Below are 16,422 nucleotides of genomic sequence, written 5' to 3' on the forward strand. Positions count from 1 at the left end.
GTGATTCCTTTCATGCTTGACGATCAATGGATGGCATAACGGTCGACGGAGACTCAGAATGGGCCGATTGGTGCTTTGAACCGCCAGCTTAACATTCCGGTCTCCGGCGGAATGGGAGGGAAGGGTGCCTGCTTTCGCACCAGCTCCAACGCGAATTGATCGAGTTCCGGAGAGCCTGAGCTTTTGGCAAGTTGCAAGTCGCTGATGTTTCCATTGGCCAGCACCACAAATGCCACCATAGCGTTGTTGCGGGCTGTCGATTGCGCGGCTTTCGAAACGCGGCGATTGGCGCGAGCCAATTTGTTGGCCACCTCGCCACTATAGCGAGACGTTGCCGCGTTGCCGGCATCGGTTTGTTTTCTGCCTTTGCTGGCAATTGCCGCTTCTATTTCGCGGCCGTCCGCTGTGCCGCGCTTCTCGTATGGTTCGCTTGCAGCTGCTGGGGCAGCTGCCCGAGCTGCTCTGGCGCCGGGGATCGGCGGCTGCTCCGGAACGGCCACAGGCGCCTCGGTGCTCTCGGGCTGAACGGTCGGCTGTGCCGGCGTTTCGGTCTTGGGAGCCACGCTCTGGTCATCGGGGCGTGGGGCGCCGGCCACCAATATGTCCGGGGTGATCGTCTGCTGTTTGACAGGTTCCGGCAAAGGCTTGAGCGGCGGCTTCGCCGCTTCCCGGGCGGGCTGCGCAGGTTCTGTTGGCGGCGCCGGCTTGGCCGGCTTTGCCGGCTCTGGTTTGGTCGGTTGCGGGTTCGGCACCAGCGCGACATTTATTGCCAAGGGGTCCTTATCCAGCGCGCTGCCGACCACATTGGTGCCGGACTGATCGCTGCCTTCCGCATGCATTGCGTCCTGGAAACTGGATGTCCCTGAGGGCGAGATCAGAAAAGCCGCTGCCACCGCGGCGTGGAGAGCGCAGGAGATGACAACCGCCGCCGTCCATTTGCGGTTCCAAACCGACAGGCGCGGTGGCGCAAGCGGCTCGGTTAGCGTTACCGCCAGCTCGGCGCTGGCTTCGGGGAGGGGACTGATATCCTGCATGTCTCGCCGCGAGACCTGCAGCGACAAGAGCGAAATTGTCAAATCAAGATCGCTTGGTCCAAAGGACAGCGCACGGAAGCCGGCCAGAGGCCACGCCACTGTGTTTCGCGTGAATGGGGGATGCAGTCCCACCTCACACGCCGAAAGCGATACCGGTCTTGGTGCCCGTCTTCAGCTTGCGCATGCAGGCATTCGGTTCGACGCCGGTACCGGTGCATTCGGTCGCGCTGTTGATCAGCACGCGGCTGACTTTCGAGCACTCGGTGCCGGCCAGATCGAAACGCGTCACCTTGGTCTTGCCCGCCGGCACTTCCTTGAAATCGAGCACGGTCAGCCGGTCGACGACGCCGGCCTCGTTGAACAAGTCGATCTCGAACGCCGCCTTGGACAGGTCGGCGCCGAGATTGTTGTTGACCACGAAAGTCAGGCGGCAACCCTTGTCGGAAGGTTGCGCACCGTTGAGTTCGAGGGTCAGCGCGGGGACCGGCGCGGACTCTTGTGCCCACGCCGGAACCATCGCAAGCGACATCGCCAGCGTCGAGGTCAGCAGACGAAGGGATGTCGTCAAGCTTGTCATTGTCGTCAGCCTCCAAACCGCATCGTTGCCGCCAGCTTCAACGTGATGCCGGGCTCATAGACCGCAACCGTCGTGCCGCCGTTGAGCGGGTTGGCGTATTTGACATCGAACAGATTGTCGGCGCGGAAATCGACCTTGAGATTGTCGGTCGCCTGATAGCTCGCGAAGGCATTGACCAGCGTGTAGTCCTTGGCCATCGCATTGCCCTTCGGCTTGCCATTGTACTGCACTTCGCCACCGACGGTCAGTTTGTCCTCCAGGAAGCGCAAGCCGAGCTGTGCCGTGACCTGGGAGGAGGGGATGGTGGCGAGATCTGCCCGGTCGCCCTCATATGAGATCGTGTGACCGTTGATGATGGAGGCCGAAAGTCCGGCATAGCCCCATGCCGCGTCGTAAACGCCTTCCATCTCGAAGCCGTTGATCTTGGCCTTGGCGAAATTCTGATACTGGAAGCAGATCGGGATGCCTGGGCCAAACGGGCAGCCGCTGGTCGGATCGAACGGCGACAGCGTCACGCCATCGATATAGTCATCGACATCGTTGTTGAAATACGCGGCCTTGAGACGAAACGCGTCGCCAGCGTCGATGATGTCGTTCTGCTTGTAGTTGATGCCGAATTCGGTCGTCTTGCCGGTCTCGGGCCGCAGATTGGGATTGGGCAGGAACGGGAAGCTGACGCCTGCCGGGTGATTGCCGCTGATCAGCGTCTCGGTGATCGACGGCGAGCGATAGCCTTCCGCATAGGTGCCATAGAACTGAAGGCCCGCGAGGCCTGCCGAATCGAACGGCGAAACACCGACGGTGATACGAGGCGACACCCTGTCACCGGATGTCTCGTGTGAATCGTCCTTCAGGCTGTAACTGTCGTAGCGCAGCCCGGCGATGACTTCGAGCCACTCCCAGGTGAGCTTGTCCTGGACATAGGCGCCGGAGACGTTGCGCTTGCCCGACGGCGTGTAGAAGCTGTCGCCGCCGGCCGCACCGCCCGTCTTGACGTTGTCGCCGACCCAGTCGCCGCCATATGTCAGCTCATGCGCGATGCCGCCCGTTTCGAAGCGGGATGTGTTCCAGATGTCGATACCGGTCGTGCCGACGTCGAATGTCGACTTCGATCCTGCCGGCAAGACAACGGGTAGACCGGTGACCGGATCAAACCGGTTTTGCGGGACAAGGCTGGTCAGATCGAGGTTGGTCTTGTTGTAGGAGGTGTTGATGTGGAGATCGAGCCAGCTCTTGTCCTCGTCCGTGATGTTGTAGCGCGCCGTGAAGGTATTCGACTTCAGGTCGATGTCATTCACCGGCGCGCCGCCGCTGATCTCGTTCCAGCCGTCGCTTGAGCCGACCCAGCCGAGCTTCAGCTCGCTGTTGTCTGTCGGCCGGATGGTGGTCTTGAGCAGGCCGCTGAGCACGTCGAAGCCGGTGCCCTTGACGGTGTCGCCACCGCCATCCTTGTAGTCGTCATAGTTGCGGTAGACGATGTTGCCGAGCGCGTCCCAGTTCTCGTTGAAGCGGTAGGCGCCGGATGCACTTGATGTCCAGCCCTTGCCGTTGCTCTCATAGCGTCCCGTGACGGAACCAGCCCATGTCTCGTCAGGCTTGAGGAAATCCTGGGCATCCTTGGTGTCGAAGAAGACGACGCCGCCAATGGCGCCCGAGCCATAGGTGTTGGCGACCGGACCGCGGATCAGGTCGACGGATTTGACGAGCTCGGGGTCGATGTAGAAAGTCGACTGCGTGCCGTGGTCGGAACGCTGGAAGTTCTGACGGGCGCCGTCGACGATGACCGCGACGCGGCCGAAATCCTGCAGGCCGCGGATGTTGATGCTGGTGCCGACGCGCCTTGCGTCGGCCTGCGCCGCGACACCGGGCACCCCGAGCAGCATCTCGTTCGGCGTCGTCGCCATGCGGCGGTCGAGCTGTTCCTGATCGACATGGCTGGCAGAGGCGAGCGATTCGATCGCCGTCTCGCCGGTGCGGCTGATGACGAGGATCTTGTCGAGCAGCGTTGCGCCCGCTGGTGCGGCCTCGTCAGCCTTCTTCATTTGATCTGTCTGCTGGTCCGCCGCCTGCTGAGCGTTGGCCAGTTGCGCCGACAAGGCAATCGCCGCCACGCTTGCCAGCAAAGCCGCCGCGCCGTTCGCCGCCGACCGGCCGCGCCATTCCCAATTCACCAACCCCATGCCCCAACTCCAAAATCCAGGTTTCATGCTGGCTGGCCCGGGGCTGGCTGGCATTTTTGATCGTGTCCGGCGTCTTAAATCTTGACTCGTTTAATCCGGTATTGCACTGACTAGTAAACATGACTATTCAAGTCAAGATATGAATCGGATTACGCAACGCCTAGCCAGACGCCCGGCACAGGAAAGGGATCGATCCAGATGAACACCCACAATCCCAACGATTTTCGCTATCGCGTCCGCCGTTCCGACGATGCCTCCGCCCGTTTCGACCGGGTTCCGCTGGCGGTACGAACCCTGTCCAGCAACACCCTGTTCCAAGGCGAGCACGAGATCGGCATCGAGCATCATGGCGCGCTCTACCGGCTGAAGATCACCCGGCAGGGCAAGCTCATTCTCAACAAGTAAGGCAAGGCAATAGGGACCGAGACATGGACCAGCGCGTAAAACCCGCCCCGCATGAAATCCGGCGGGCACGGACAGACAATCCGAAGACGCGCGAGCGTGATCTGGCTGCCCAGCTCGGCATTTCGGAGGCCGAGCTGGTCGCCGCGCATTGCGGCGATGGCGTCATCCGTATCGAGCCGCGCGTCAACGATCTTTTGACCGGCCTCGAGGCCGTCGGCGAGGTCATGGCGCTGACCCGCAATGAAAGCGCGGTGCACGAAAAGATCGGCGTCTATGACAAGGTCGTCACCGGCAACCACAATGCCATGGTGCTTGGCGAAAACATCGATCTGCGCATCTTCCCGAAGGTGTGGGCACACGGCTTTGCCGTGGAAAAGCGCGATGGCGACGAGATCCGCCGCAGCCTGCAGTTCTTCGACGCGGCAGGCGAAGCCGTGCACAAGGTGCATCTGCGGCCGGCCTCCAGCCTCTACGCCTATCAGACGCTGGTCGCCGCGCTCGAATCGTCCAACCAGGAGCCGACGGTCGATATTTCAGGGCCATTCTCCGATGACGAGAACCATGGCGATGAAACGACCGCCAATCTCGACGACCTGCGCGACCGCTGGAGCCGGCTGACCGACGTGCACCAATTCTTCGGCATGCTGAAGACGCTGAAGCTCAGCCGCCGGCAGGCGGTGCGAATGGTCGGCCAGGACTATGCCTGGCTGCTCGACAATGACGCTGTCCGGGCCATGTTCCACCATGCCGCGGAGGGCGAGATGCCGATCATGTGCTTTGTGGGAAACCGCGGCTGCATCCAGATCCATTCCGGCCCGGTCAAATCGATCGAGCCGATGGGACCGTGGATCAACGTGCTGGACGAAACCTTCCACCTGCACCTGCGAACCGACCACATCCACGAGGTCTGGGCCGTGCGCAAGCCGACCAAGGACGGTCATGTCACCTCGCTCGAGGTCTATGACGCCGACGGCAAGATGATTATCCAGTTCTTCGGCAAGCGTCATGAAGGCGAAAGCGAGCGTGACGACTGGCGATTCCTGGCGGAAAACCTGCCGCGCATCCCAAGCCCGACCGCAGCCTGAGGACTACAGCCATGGTTTCCTTTTCCAGACTGGCGCCTGTCCTTGGCTTGGCGCCCGTTTTAAGATCGGCAATGGCACCGGCGATCGGTCTGTCCCTTGCTTTCGTCGCGCTGCAACCTGTCAGCGCCGCCGAAGGCACGGCCGTGTTTGCCGATCCTTCGAGGATAGCGGCCATTGGCGGCTCGATCACCGAGATCGTCTATGCGCTCGGCGAGGAGAAGCATCTGGTGGCGCGCGATTCCACCAGCCGGTATCCGAAGGCGGCGCTCGCGCTGCCTGATGTCGGCTATATGCGCGCCCTTTCGCCGGAAGGCGTCCTGTCGGTAAACCCGACCGGCATCCTGGCGCTGCACGGCAGCGGTCCCAAGGAAGCCGTCGATGTCTTGAAGAAGACGAGCATCCCGTTCATCGAAGTGCCCGAGCACTATAGCCACGAAGGCATCCTCGAGAAGGTCCGCATCGTCGGCGAGGCACTCGGCGTCGACGCCAAGGCCGAGGTGCTGGCCAAGGAGCTTGACGCCAAGCTCACGGCAGCCGAACAGCAGACGGCGTCGATCAAGGAGCGCAAGCGCATCCTTTTCGTGCTGTCGATACAGGGCGGCAAGATCCTGGCGGCCGGCAGCGAGACCGCCGCCGACGGCATGGTCAAACTGGCTGGCGGCGTCAACGCGGTCGAGGGCTTTTCCGGCTACAAGCAAATGTCCGACGAGGCTGTTGTCACCGCCAGGCCGGACGTGATCCTGATGATGAGCAATGCCGGGCCTCCGGTATCGGACGACGAATTGTTCGGCAATCCGTCGATCGCCTCGACGCCGGCCGGAACCGCGCGCAAGCTGATCCGCATCGATGGCGGCTATCTGCTCGGCTTCGGGCCACGCACGGCCGATGCCATCCACGACCTCGCTGTCTCGCTTTATGGCGGGCAGGTCACGGATTGAGCAGGCAGATCATGGTCGATCAATCGATCGCCGGTCCGGTGATGGCGAGCGAATCCGAAGGCGACCGGTCGGGCCGCGCCCGCATCGTCATTCTTCTGTTGTGCCTGGGGCTCGCGGCTGCCGTTTTTCTGTCGCTGACATCGGGGGCGTCGGACGCATCGGCCGTCAGCGTCATCGGCGGCTGGCTGTTCGGCACAGTGCCTGATAACGCCGCCTTGAGTGCCCGCGACAGCCTGATCGTCTACGACATCCGCCTGCCGCGCATCATTCTCGGCATGCTGGTCGGCGCGGCGCTCGCGGTTTCCGGCGCGGTCATGCAGGGGTTGTTCCGCAATCCGCTGGCCGACCCCGGCCTCATTGGCGTTTCGGCTGGCTCCAGCCTCGGCGCGGTTGTCGTCATCGTGCTCGGCGCCACGATATTGGCTCCGGTGACAGCCTTGCTCGGCACGCTTGCACTGCCGCTGGCGGCCTTCTGTGGCGGGCTCGCCACGACGCTGGTGCTTTATCAGGTCGCGACTCGACGGGGGCGAACCTCGGTCGCCACCATGCTGCTCGCCGGCATCGCACTGGCGGCGCTCGCCATGGCGCTGACCGGCATCCTCATCTTCATGGCCGACGATCGCCAGTTGCGCGACCTGACCTTTTGGTCACTCGGATCGCTCGGCGGTGCGACCTGGGCGAAGATTGCCTCCGTCGGGCCGATCATCGTGCTGGCGCTGGCGGCGATGCCGTTCCTGGCACGCGGCCTCAACGCGCTGGCGCTGGGCGAGGCGACCGCCGGCCATCTCGGCATTCCGGTGCAGCGGCTGAAATACACGGCCATCATCGGTGTCTCGGCGGCGGTCGGCGCGTCCGTCGCCGTCAGCGGAGGCATCGGTTTCGTCGGCATCGTCGTGCCGCATCTGCTGCGCCTGCTGATCGGTCCGGACAATCGCTATCTGCTGCCGGCGTCGGCGCTGCTCGGCGCCTCATTGCTGCTTCTGGCAGACGCGGTCGCGCGTACCATCGTGGCGCCGGCCGAACTGCCGATCGGCATCGTCACCGCGATCGCCGGGGCGCCGTTCTTCCTTTGGATCCTGCTGCGCAAGCGCGGCGTAGTCGACCTGTGAGTCGTTTAGTTGCGAGAGTTGGGATGATCGAGGCAAGGGACGTTTCGGTTGATATCGCCGGCAAGCCCATCGTCAGCGGTGTCGATTTCCACGCGCGCGCCGGTGAGATCGCCGCCATCGTCGGCCCCAATGGTTCGGGAAAGACGACCTTCCTCAAGGCGCTTTCCGGCGAACTCGCCTACACCGGGCGCGTCGCCCTCAATGGCCGTGATCTCCGCGCGATGAAGCCGATCGAGACCGCCGTCCAGCGCGCGGTGCTGCCGCAGGCGACGACGCTGTCGTTCCCGTTCACGGTGCGAGAAGTGGTCAAGCTTGGCCTTGTCAGCGGCCGCTCGGGCGTCCTGCCGGGCGAGGATGCGCGGCTGCCGGAGCGGGCGCTTACACGCGTCGATCTCGACGGCTTTGCCGGACGTTTCTACCAGGAGCTTTCCGGCGGCGAGCAGCAGCGCGTCCAGCTTGCGCGCGTGCTGTGCCAGGTCTGGGCGCCGGTGCTCGACGGCAAACCGCGCTATCTGTTCCTCGACGAGCCGGTTTCCAGTCTCGACATCAAGCACCAGCTGATCATCATGAACATTGCCCGCGACTTCGCCAGAAGGGGCGGCGGCGTGGTCGCCATCCTGCACGACCTCAATCTGACGGCCATGTATGCAGACCGGATCTTCGTCATGCATCGCGGCCGGCTGGCCGCCACCGGATCGCCTAAAGATGTGCTGAGCGATGACCTGATCGAAAAAGTGTTCGACTGCCGGCTCCGGGTCGGCGTGCTGCCGGCCGGGAACATGCCGTTCGTGCTGCCGCAATCGTCAGTCGGTTAGGCAGCCGGGGCTCGGCGCTCCATCAGCATGTCGATGCCGAGCAGGTTGCGCACATTCGGCCGCGCCGCCACGAGATCGGCGATCGTGTAGCGCTCCAGCACCGCGAAGAACGCGTTCAGTGCCTCGCGCAACGCCGAATTCAGCGCACAGCTGTCGACCAGCGGGCACTCTGCGGCGTCGTTCTCGAAGCATTCGGCCATGGCGAAGCTCTCTTCCGTCACGCGCACGACATCGAACAGGCTGATGGCTTCGGCCGCCCGGCCAAGCTTGACGCCTCCATTCCTGCCGCGCACGGTCTGGACAAGACCGTGCTCGACAAGTGGCTGCAGGATCTTGAACAGGAACAGTTCCGACACCGAATAAGCGGCGGCGATCTCGGGGATGCGGCTCAACCGGTCATCGTTTGCCGCGCAATACATCAGGATGCGCATGGCATAATTGGTCTGGCGCGTTAACCGCATTTTGTCCTCGCAAAGCAATAGGTTGAATCGAATATGGCCCATACCTTGGAATAATTCCAGACTAGCGCGCCATAATAGGTGAATATTCTCGTCAACTTATGTGCAAGACCGGAGAAAACCGTGACCGCGCGGGACAGGGCGGGCATTCGGGCAAACGAGATACTAGATTAGCCCGCAACCGACGAGGAGCAGCTCGACCATGGCACAATCGGCCCAGGCCATGACCCCTTCGCGAACCGGTAGCGACGCGAATGCCAAGCTTTCGGCCCTGCGGCGCACCAAATTCGCGGCAACAGCCGCACTGGCGCTGTGCGTTCTCGTCTTCGCCATAGCCAAGTCGTTCGAGCATGGCTATCCGTGGCTCGGGTTCGTCGCCGCCTTTGCCGAGGCCGCGACCATAGGCGGCCTGGCCGACTGGTATGCCGTGGTGGCGCTGTTCAGGCGACCGTTGGGGCTGCCGATCCCGCACACCGCCATCATCCCCGAGAACCAGAATCGCATCGCCGACAATCTCGGCCGCTTCATCGAGGTCAACTTCCTGGCGCCCGAGCCGGTGCGCGAAAAGCTTGCGGAGGTCGATTTTTCGGCGCTCGTCGCCGATTGGCTGGCCGATACCGAGCGCGCCGCCGACCTGTCGCGCTTCGTCGTGCGGCTGGTGCCGCAGACACTGGCCGCCGTCGAGCAATCCGGCCTGCGCGGCTTCGTCACCAGCCGCATGCTGGAGCAGATCGAGAAGGTGCCACTGGCGCCGCTGGCGGCCGAGCTGTTGTCGGCGCTCACCGACGATCGCCGCCACCAGAAACTGTTCGATGAATTCACCAAGGTGATCGGCCGTTTTCTCAACGACGAACAGGCGCTGGCGACGATGCGCGAGAAAATCCGCGAGGAATTGCCGTCGCTGTTCAACCTGTTTCGCGCCGACGCCTACCTCCTGAAGAAGATCGTCGCTTCGGCCGGTTCGCTGCTCGACGAGGTGAGGGCCGATCCCGACCACCCGATGCGCGCCGAATTCGACCGTTTCGCTCAAGGCTTCATCGAAAAGCTGAGGACATCGAAGCAATACGCCAAACGCGCCGAGAAGCTGAAGCGCGATTTCCTGGCACGGCCGGAGGTCAAGGGATTGGCCGGCGACATGTGGGCAAGCCTCAGCCGGTTCATCGAGCAGGACGCCAAGGCGCCGAATTCGGTTATCCGCGCGCATCTTGCCAACATGTTCGTCGAGGTCGGGCGGCATCTGGCCAGCGATGCGCAGATCCGGGCCGACATGAACCAAGGATTCGTGGTGGCGCTCGCATCGTTCGTGGAGAGCCAGAAGAGCGGCGTGTCGACATTCATCGCCGACCAGGTCAAGCGCTGGGACCTTGCGCAGCTGACGCGGCTGATCGAGATGAACATCGGCAGGGATCTGCAATACATCCGCTTCAACGGCATGATCATCGGTGGGCTCGCGGGTGTCGTGCTCTACGTGGCCGAGCGGCTGTTCCTGGTGAATTGATGCGCGGTGAGGCTGGCGCTCATTCCACAGCGCCCGAATGGACTCGCGGCACGCGAGTGCTATTCTCTCCTTGAGGGCGCCCGCATCCGCGGCAAGGGCGAGCAAAGAGCATGGCAAAACAACCGGAATCCGATTCCTTCATGGACATGTTCGGCAGGTTCGGCCGCGACCTGAAGGTGTCCAATGTCGATGTCGAGGCGATCCTCGACCATCATCGCAAGAACCTCGACGCGCTGGAGAAATCGGCACGAGCCGGTGCCGCCGGCGCGTCCTCGCTGTTGTCCAGGCAACGCGAGATGTTGCAGGACACGCTGCGTGAGGTCACTGAGATGGCGCAAAGCTACAGGACGCCAGGCAATCCGCAGGAATTGATGGCCAAACAGACGGAGTTTGCCAGAAAGTCCTTTGAATCCGCGTTGAAGAGTGCCGGCGAAGTAGCTGAACTGGTCAGGAAATCCGGCACCGAATCGGTCGACATCCTGCGCACGCGGATCAAGGAGGCGATGGTGGAGATCCGCGCCGGCTACGAGAAGAAGTAGCAGATGTGGCCGGGGCCGGCTCGTTACTGCCGGATGCCCTGAAAACCGAGAAATCCCGATTTGACCTGCCGTTGCGCTGGGAGGATGGCACGATTGCTGCCGGATTCGGCGGAACGGATTCACGCAGGGCGAATTGACAGAGGCCGCCTGTTCGTGGTCGGAGGCTTTGGAAGCGATCGGGAAAGCAGGAATGACTGAAATACGGCCTAAAACGCCGCCGACCTTCGACCAGTTGAGGACGATGGCCGGGCAAGAGCTCGGTGTGTCGGAATGGACGACGGTCGATCAGAACCGCATCAACCAGTTCGCCGAATGCACGGGCGACCATCAATGGATTCATGTCGATCCTGAGCGGGCACGGCGGCAAAGCCCGTTCCGCACGACGATCGCACATGGCTATCTGACGCTTTCGATCATCGGCGCGCTGGCGCTCGGCATGGGCATCGTGCCCGAGAATACGCAGGCCGCCTTCAATTATGGCTTCGACAAGGTGCGCTTCCTAGCACCGGTCAAGGTCGGCGCGCGCATCAGGCTGCGCACCACGCTGCTGTCGATGGAGGACAGGGGTCCCGGCCAGTATCTGATGAAGGCTGCCAACACGGTCGAGATCGAAGGCGAGGAAAAGCCCGCTCTGATGGCTGAAACCCTGGTCATGCTCTATGAGCGCCGCAAGCGGGCAGGGGCCTGAGAGACTATTTGGAAATTCTACTCCGGCGGCCATCTGATGGCGTTTTCTGCGCTTCCCAGTTCTGCTGCGTCGACGCGGTAGAACTGAGCCCACGGACCAAATGTCCGCTGCGCTACGGTTCTCGAAACCACCACCATATGACTCGCCAGAGCGAATTTCGAAACAGGGCTCTAAGCGGCGTCCACCGGGGCCTCATGCCTCGATCGAACAGGTCGCGCCTTACGAAACATTGGGTTTCGCTCGGCCTACGGCGCGGGCCGAGAGCAGTGCGAGGAACAGCGCGACCAGCGCCAGCACCGTTGCCGTCTGAAATGTGACCTGCATTCCCCGGGCGGCGGCCTCGGAACTCAGAAGACCAATGCCTACGTGCCCTTCGGCCGATGCGATGGCGAATATGGCGCCCATCAACGATGCGCCGGTGATAAGACCGAGATTGCGCGAAAGGTTGAGCAGGCCGGAAACGACGCCGCGCTGGCCGGCACTGATACCGGTCATGACGGCTGCATTGTTGGATGTCTGGAACAGCGCGTAACCAATACAGGTGACGGTGATCGGGACGACATAGCCGGCAATGCCGAGTTTCGTCATGGCCAGCGACAGCAGGAGCGTTCCCGTGGCGAGGCTGAGCAGACCGGCGACCATCATCCTGTGGGCGCCGAAGCGATCAGTGAGGCGTCCGGCTACCAATGCCGACAGCGCCGAGACCAGCGGGCCGGTCGACAGCACGAGACCGACCATCGCCGCATCCAGGCCGAGCCCGCTGGACAGGTAGAACGGGGCCACCACCAGGGTCGCCATCATCACCGTGGCGACGACGAGGCTCATGGCGAGACTGGCGCTCAGTTGGAGGTCGCGGAAGCTGGCAAGCTGGATCAAGGGGTTTTTCACTTTCGCCTGCACGGCGGCGAAAAGAAAAAAGCCGATGCCGGCCGTGACCAGCAGGCTGATGTTGAGCGCGCCGAAATTGCCCCTGCCAAGCGTCATGGCCAGTGCATAGGCGGCCAATGTCAGGGCCAGCAGGGCCGTGCCAATGACATCGAACGTGCCTCCGTCGACCCGCGCTGCCTTGCTACGCGCCGGCAAGGCACGCCAGGCGAGAGCGAAGGTGAGCACACCCATCGGGACATTGACGAGGAAGATCGCTCGCCAGCCGAAGCCGGCGATCAAAAGGCCGCCTAGCGAAGGGCCGAGTGTCGTCCCGATCGCGGACATGGCGCCGAGCAGGCCCATGGCGCTGCCGGTCCGTTCCTTGCTCACCGTTTCGGCGACAAAGGCCAGCGTCAGCGCCATCATCAGCGCCGCGCCAAGTCCCTGTACGGCCCGCGCGGCGATCAGCAGCCAGAGCGTCGGCGCCAGGCCGCAGAGCACCGATGCCGATGTGAACAGCGCGATGCCGCCAAGCAGCAACGGCCGGCGCCCGAACATGTCGGCCAGCCGTCCGGCGCTGACGATCAGGGTGGTAATGGCGAGCAGATAGGCCAGAACGACCCATTGCACGGACTGGAATGACGCGCCGAACGTTTGCATCAGCGACGGTAGGCCGACGCTGGCAATGCTGGTTCCCAGCGACGACAGCAGCGTTGCGAGCGACAGGCTTGCCAGCGCCCAGCGGGCGGATTGCATCTGTGGCAGCGCCGATGCGCGCCCGTCCCGATTTTGCTCAGCGATTGCCACGGCGAACTCCTTTCCATCAACTCCAGTACCGGAGCTAGCGGAGATCTAGCCCCTTGGTTGATGTGGCGAAAGGCGCAGCGTTTGCATCTTATTCGTGCGTTTGGCGCCATATCATGCCATGATCCGCCGATGACATCACCCGATCTCAATCTGCTCTTTGCACTCGATGTCCTGCTGGCGGAAGGCAGCGTGGCGCGTGCAGCCAGCCGTCTGCGGCTCAGCCCCTCGGCGATGAGCCGCACGCTGGCGCGGCTGCGCGACGCAACGAGCGATCCGCTGCTGGTTCGCGCCGGTCGCGGCCTTGTGGCGACGCCGCGTGGGGAAGAACTGCGACGGCAGGTTGGTCGTGTCGTTCAGGACGCGGAAGCTTTGCTGCGTCCTGCCACCCTGCTTGATCTCTGGAGCCTGGACAGGATCTTCACGCTGCGCACCAATGAGAGTTTCGTCGAGGAATTCGCGCCTCGTCTCGTCGCCCGTATCCAGGCCGATGCGCCCGGCGTGCGGCTGCGCTTTGCACCGAAGTCCGACAAGGACGTGACGTCGCTGCGCGACGCGGCGATCGATCTGGACATAGGCGTCGCTGGCGAGACCGGACCGGAGGTGCGCATCCAGGCATTGCTTCGCGACCGCTTCATCGGCGCCGTGCGAGCGGGCCATCCCTTGTGTGAGGGCGCGGTGACGCCAGAGCGCTATGCGGCAGGCCGGCACATCAGCGTTTCACGGCGTGGCCGCGAGAAAGGGCCGATCGACGAGGCCCTGAACCTGCTCGGGCTGCGGCGCACAGTCGTGTGCATGGTTTCGGGGTTCTCGGCAGCCCTTGCCATGGCCCGCACATCAGACCTGATCGCCAGTGTGCCCGAGCGGCATACCGAGGGCGCACGCGCCGGCATGCATAGTTTTCCCCTGCCGGTTGCCACTGAGGAGGTCACCATCTCCATGCTGTGGCATCCGCGCCTCGATACCGATCCGGCGCAGCGCTGGCTACGCGACTGCGTGCGGGAGGTCTGTGCGGCGCGGTGACCGGCAATCAACGCTCCATCGCCGCCTCGAGCGCCTTGAAAATCCGCTCGTCCGCGCATTGGGCAACGTTGAAGCGCAGGAAGCGGCTGGCCGTTCCGGACAGGCTGAACGCGTTGCCCGGCGCCAGCACGATGTTGTCGGCCAAAGCGCGGCGGGCCACTTCGGCCGCATCAACGCCATCCGGCAGGCGGCACCACAGGAACAGGCCAGCAGGCTGGTCGATCCAGGGCGTGATGCCGATCGCCTTCAGGCGGGCGCTCGTCTCGTCCATCGCGCGCGAAAGCCGTGCCCGCAGCAAATCCATGTGCTTGCGATAGCTGCCGTCCTTCAGCAGCGTCAGCACAAGTTCGGCCGCCAGCCGGCCGCCGCCGAAGGTGGTGGCGATCTTGAGGTCGGTCAGGGGCTCGATCCAGTCGCGGGGTGCCGCGATGAAGCCGCAGCGAACCGAGGCCGATAGTGTCTTGGAGAAGCTGCCGATATGGACGACGCGGCTCAGCCCATCGAACGCCGCCAGCCTGGGGGCAGGGGCATGTTCGAAATCGGCGAAGATATCATCCTCGACGATGGTCAGATCCGATTGGTCGGCGAGCTTGAGCAGGCGGTGCGCGGTGACCGGCGACAGGACCGCGCCGGTCGGATTGTGGATGGCGGAGTTGGTGATGTAGAGGCGCGGCCGATGCTCGGCCAACGCCTGCGCGAACAGGTCGATATCCGGCCCCGACGGCGTGTAGGGGATGCTGACGACCTTGGCCCTGTGGGCGCGCAGCAGAGCGTGGAAGTTGAAATAGCAGGGGTCGTCGACCAGCACCGTGTCGCCGGGTTCGATCAGGAAGCGGCACAGCAGGTCGATGGCCTGCGTGCCCGACTCCGTCAGCATGATCTGCTCGGGGGAGGCTTCGATGCCGTGCCCGGCCATGCGCCGCGCCAGCAATTGCCGCAGCGGCGGCAGGCCGAGCGGCGTGCCGTAGTCGGCCAGCGCGACATCGTCGGCACGCGCTACCGTGCGCAGTGCCCGGCGCAGTCCCGCCTGGGGCATCCACGAGGCCGGCAACCAGCCGCAGCCGGGCTTCAGCATGTGATCGCCTGCTTCCAGCGACTGGCGCGAAATCCAGAGCGGATCGACGGCGCGGTCGAGGCGAGGCCCAATCTCGGCCAGCGACAGCGGCGCTAGCGAGCCGGCGGCATAGAAGCCCGAGCCCGGCCGGGAGCGGATCGCGCCTTCGGCGGCGAGCCGCTCATAGGCTTCGACCACGGTGGATTTGGACACCTGCATCGATTTGGCGAAGGCGCGGATCGAGGGCAGTCGTGCTCCCGGCGTCAGGCTGCGCGCCGCGATCCGCTGGCGGATCGTCGCCATCACGCCTTCGACGAGCGTTCCGCTGCTCTCGCTTCCTGTGGTCTGTTTGTCCATCCGTACTGCTCGTCCGACCGTGACAGTTTTGCATAACTGTACCGCATTGTCTCTGGCAATGCCACGGGCTCCGCACGATACAGAGCCGACAAACGGAGCATAGGATGGACAAGACCGCGGGCGGCTGGATGAACGGATTCATCGGCGTGTTGATCTTCAGCGGTTCGCTGCCGGCGACGCGCGTGGCGGTGAAGGATTTCGATCCGACATTCCTGACGTCGGCCCGAGCGGCGATTGCCGGACTGCTTGGCCTCGCGCTGCTGCTCCTGTTCCGGCAGAAACGTCCGGAGCGCGGCGACCTGCCGTCGCTGGTGATCGTCGCGCTCGGCGTCGTCGTTGGTTTTCCCATGCTGACCGCCCTGGCGCTGAAGCACGTCACCACGGCCCATTCCATCATCTTCGTCGGCTTGCTGCCGCTGGCGACCGCGATCTTCGGCGTGCTGCGCGGTGGCGACCGTCCGCGCCCGGCATTCTGGCTGTTTTCATGCGTGGGCAGCGCTCTGGTCGCGGGTTTTGCCCTGACGCAGGGGGTGACCGCCTCGCCGGTCGGCGACGGTCTGATGCTCGCCGCCATCGTCGCCTGCGGTCTGGGCTACGCCGAGGGTGCCGCGCTGTCCCGCAGGCTCGGCGGCTGGCAAGTGATCTGCTGGGCGCTCGTGCTGTCGCTGCCGATCATGCTGGTGCTGACTTTTGCGACGCAGCCGCCGTCCTTTGCCGGCGTCGGCTCCAGCGCCTGGATCGGTCTTGCCTATGTCTCGCTGTTCAGCATGCTGATCGGCTTCGTCTTCTGGTATCGCGGCCTGGCGCAAGGCGGCATCGCCGCCGTGGGGCAACTGCAGCTGCTGCAGCCCTTCTTCGGCCTCGCCCTGGCGGCGACGCTGCTGCACGAGCAGGTCAGCCCGCTGATGATTGTAGTCACGTTCGGCGTGGTGCTATGCGTGTTCGGCGCGAAGAAATTCGCGAGGTAGAGCGGACTCCGGCGACCGTACCG

16 protein-coding genes are annotated in these 16,422 nt (G+C 63.7%); 10 read left to right on the plus strand and 6 right to left on the minus strand.

Annotated elements, in window-relative coordinates; all coding sequences use genetic code 11:
- Nucleotides 1-53 precede the first annotated feature (53 nt).
- The 3 genes from NKG99_RS11995 to NKG99_RS12005 all read right to left on the minus strand — a co-directional run bounded on the left by NKG99_RS11995 (nt 54) and on the right by NKG99_RS12005 (nt 3,791).
- A complete protein-coding gene (locus NKG99_RS11995; protein WP_352867596.1) occupies nt 54-1,061 on the minus strand; it encodes an energy transducer TonB family protein in 1,008 nt (335 codons plus the stop codon).
- Between the two features lie 106 nt (nt 1,062-1,167).
- Nucleotides 1,168-1,611: a hypothetical protein gene (locus NKG99_RS12000; protein ID WP_352867598.1), complete on the minus strand. Its 444-nt coding sequence runs from the start codon at nt 1,609-1,611 to the stop codon at nt 1,168-1,170.
- Between the two features lie 5 nt (nt 1,612-1,616).
- Nucleotides 1,617-3,791 (minus strand): TonB-dependent hemoglobin/transferrin/lactoferrin family receptor, encoded by a 2,175-nt coding sequence (locus NKG99_RS12005; RefSeq protein WP_352867601.1) that lies wholly within the window; start codon nt 3,789-3,791, stop codon nt 1,617-1,619.
- 198 nt (nt 3,792-3,989) lie between these two features.
- Between NKG99_RS12005 and hemP the strand changes: the two genes are divergently transcribed.
- The 5 genes from hemP (at nt 3,990) to NKG99_RS12030 (ending at nt 8,143) form a co-directional block, all read left to right on the plus strand.
- The gene (hemP, locus tag NKG99_RS12010; RefSeq protein ID WP_023757683.1) at nt 3,990-4,196 is read left to right on the plus strand and encodes a hemin uptake protein HemP; all 207 of its coding nucleotides are present in this window, start codon (nt 3,990-3,992) and stop codon (nt 4,194-4,196) included.
- Nucleotides 4,197-4,219: 23 nt separating this feature from the next.
- The gene (locus tag NKG99_RS12015; protein ID WP_352867605.1) at nt 4,220-5,281 is read left to right on the plus strand and encodes a hemin-degrading factor; all 1,062 of its coding nucleotides are present in this window, start codon (nt 4,220-4,222) and stop codon (nt 5,279-5,281) included.
- A gap of 71 nt (nt 5,282-5,352) precedes the next feature.
- Nucleotides 5,353-6,219 carry a heme/hemin ABC transporter substrate-binding protein gene (locus NKG99_RS12020; RefSeq protein ID WP_352867607.1) on the plus strand — a complete coding sequence of 289 codons (867 nt, stop codon included), beginning with the start codon at nt 5,353-5,355 and terminating at the stop codon, nt 6,217-6,219.
- An 11-nt stretch (nt 6,220-6,230) separates the two neighbouring features.
- Nucleotides 6,231-7,328, plus strand: a complete 1,098-nt coding sequence (locus NKG99_RS12025) for a FecCD family ABC transporter permease (protein ID WP_352867609.1) — start codon at nt 6,231-6,233, stop codon at nt 7,326-7,328.
- A gap of 23 nt (nt 7,329-7,351) precedes the next feature.
- Nucleotides 7,352-8,143 (plus strand): heme ABC transporter ATP-binding protein, encoded by a 792-nt coding sequence (locus NKG99_RS12030; protein WP_352867610.1) that lies wholly within the window; start codon nt 7,352-7,354, stop codon nt 8,141-8,143.
- Here the strand turns inward: NKG99_RS12030 and rirA are convergent.
- Nucleotides 8,140-8,604 (minus strand): iron-responsive transcriptional regulator RirA, encoded by a 465-nt coding sequence (rirA, locus tag NKG99_RS12035; protein ID WP_352627958.1) that lies wholly within the window; start codon nt 8,602-8,604, stop codon nt 8,140-8,142. The two genes, NKG99_RS12030 and rirA, sit on opposite strands and share 4 nt — an antisense overlap.
- Before the next feature lie 199 nt (nt 8,605-8,803).
- Here rirA and NKG99_RS12040 point away from each other — a divergent pair, with 199 nt between their 5' ends.
- From NKG99_RS12040 to NKG99_RS12050, 3 genes are all read left to right on the plus strand, one after another.
- Nucleotides 8,804-10,099, plus strand: coding sequence for a DUF445 domain-containing protein (locus NKG99_RS12040; protein WP_352867613.1), 1,296 nt, complete (start codon nt 8,804-8,806; stop codon nt 10,097-10,099).
- A gap of 110 nt (nt 10,100-10,209) precedes the next feature.
- Nucleotides 10,210-10,638 (plus strand): phasin family protein, encoded by a 429-nt coding sequence (locus NKG99_RS12045; protein WP_352867615.1) that lies wholly within the window; start codon nt 10,210-10,212, stop codon nt 10,636-10,638.
- A 190-nt stretch (nt 10,639-10,828) separates the two neighbouring features.
- Nucleotides 10,829-11,326 (plus strand): MaoC family dehydratase, encoded by a 498-nt coding sequence (locus NKG99_RS12050; RefSeq protein ID WP_352867617.1) that lies wholly within the window; start codon nt 10,829-10,831, stop codon nt 11,324-11,326.
- Nucleotides 11,327-11,545: 219 nt separating this feature from the next.
- Here NKG99_RS12050 and NKG99_RS12055 read toward each other — a convergent pair whose 3' ends face one another.
- Entirely contained in the window at nt 11,546-13,000 is a 1,455-nt protein-coding gene (locus NKG99_RS12055) for an MFS transporter (RefSeq protein ID WP_352867620.1), read from the minus strand.
- Nucleotides 13,001-13,129: 129 nt separating this feature from the next.
- Here NKG99_RS12055 and NKG99_RS12060 point away from each other — a divergent pair, with 129 nt between their 5' ends.
- Nucleotides 13,130-14,020 carry a LysR family transcriptional regulator gene (locus NKG99_RS12060; protein WP_352867622.1) on the plus strand — a complete coding sequence of 297 codons (891 nt, stop codon included), beginning with the start codon at nt 13,130-13,132 and terminating at the stop codon, nt 14,018-14,020.
- A gap of 7 nt (nt 14,021-14,027) precedes the next feature.
- Here NKG99_RS12060 and NKG99_RS12065 read toward each other — a convergent pair whose 3' ends face one another.
- On the minus strand, nt 14,028-15,431 hold the full coding sequence (locus tag NKG99_RS12065; RefSeq protein WP_352867624.1) for an aminotransferase-like domain-containing protein: 1,404 nt from the start codon (nt 15,429-15,431) through the stop codon (nt 14,028-14,030).
- A 104-nt stretch (nt 15,432-15,535) separates the two neighbouring features.
- Here NKG99_RS12065 and NKG99_RS12070 point away from each other — a divergent pair, with 104 nt between their 5' ends.
- Nucleotides 15,536-16,399: a DMT family transporter gene (locus NKG99_RS12070; RefSeq protein ID WP_352867627.1), complete on the plus strand. Its 864-nt coding sequence runs from the start codon at nt 15,536-15,538 to the stop codon at nt 16,397-16,399.
- Nucleotides 16,400-16,422 lie beyond the last annotated feature (23 nt).

The organism is Mesorhizobium sp. M1409 (genome assembly GCF_040317535.1).
Lineage (GTDB): Bacteria > Pseudomonadota > Alphaproteobacteria > Rhizobiales > Rhizobiaceae > Mesorhizobium.

Excerpts from the sequence above, each read along its gene's own strand:
- NKG99_RS12070 (WP_352867627.1), top strand. The coding sequence starts at position 15,536 with ATGGACAAGACCGCGGGCGGCTGGATGAACGGATTCATCGGCGTGTTG.
- NKG99_RS12020 (WP_352867607.1), top strand. The coding sequence starts at position 5,353 with ATGGCACCGGCGATCGGTCTGTCCCTTGCTTTCGTCGCGCTGCAACCT.
- NKG99_RS12040 (WP_352867613.1), top strand. The coding sequence starts at position 8,804 with ATGGCACAATCGGCCCAGGCCATGACCCCTTCGCGAACCGGTAGCGAC.
- NKG99_RS12060 (WP_352867622.1), top strand. The coding sequence starts at position 13,130 with ATGACATCACCCGATCTCAATCTGCTCTTTGCACTCGATGTCCTGCTG.
- NKG99_RS12045 (WP_352867615.1), top strand. The coding sequence starts at position 10,210 with ATGGCAAAACAACCGGAATCCGATTCCTTCATGGACATGTTCGGCAGG.
- NKG99_RS12000 (WP_352867598.1), bottom strand. The coding sequence starts at position 1,611 with ATGACAAGCTTGACGACATCCCTTCGTCTGCTGACCTCGACGCTGGCG.
- NKG99_RS12015 (WP_352867605.1), top strand. The coding sequence starts at position 4,220 with ATGGACCAGCGCGTAAAACCCGCCCCGCATGAAATCCGGCGGGCACGG.
- NKG99_RS12005 (WP_352867601.1), bottom strand. The coding sequence starts at position 3,791 with ATGGGGTTGGTGAATTGGGAATGGCGCGGCCGGTCGGCGGCGAACGGC.
- NKG99_RS12065 (WP_352867624.1), bottom strand. The coding sequence starts at position 15,431 with ATGGACAAACAGACCACAGGAAGCGAGAGCAGCGGAACGCTCGTCGAA.
- NKG99_RS12025 (WP_352867609.1), top strand. The coding sequence starts at position 6,231 with ATGGTCGATCAATCGATCGCCGGTCCGGTGATGGCGAGCGAATCCGAA.
- rirA (WP_352627958.1), bottom strand. The coding sequence starts at position 8,604 with ATGCGGTTAACGCGCCAGACCAATTATGCCATGCGCATCCTGATGTAT.
- hemP (WP_023757683.1), top strand. The coding sequence starts at position 3,990 with ATGAACACCCACAATCCCAACGATTTTCGCTATCGCGTCCGCCGTTCC.
- NKG99_RS12050 (WP_352867617.1), top strand. The coding sequence starts at position 10,829 with ATGACTGAAATACGGCCTAAAACGCCGCCGACCTTCGACCAGTTGAGG.
- NKG99_RS12030 (WP_352867610.1), top strand. The coding sequence starts at position 7,352 with ATGATCGAGGCAAGGGACGTTTCGGTTGATATCGCCGGCAAGCCCATC.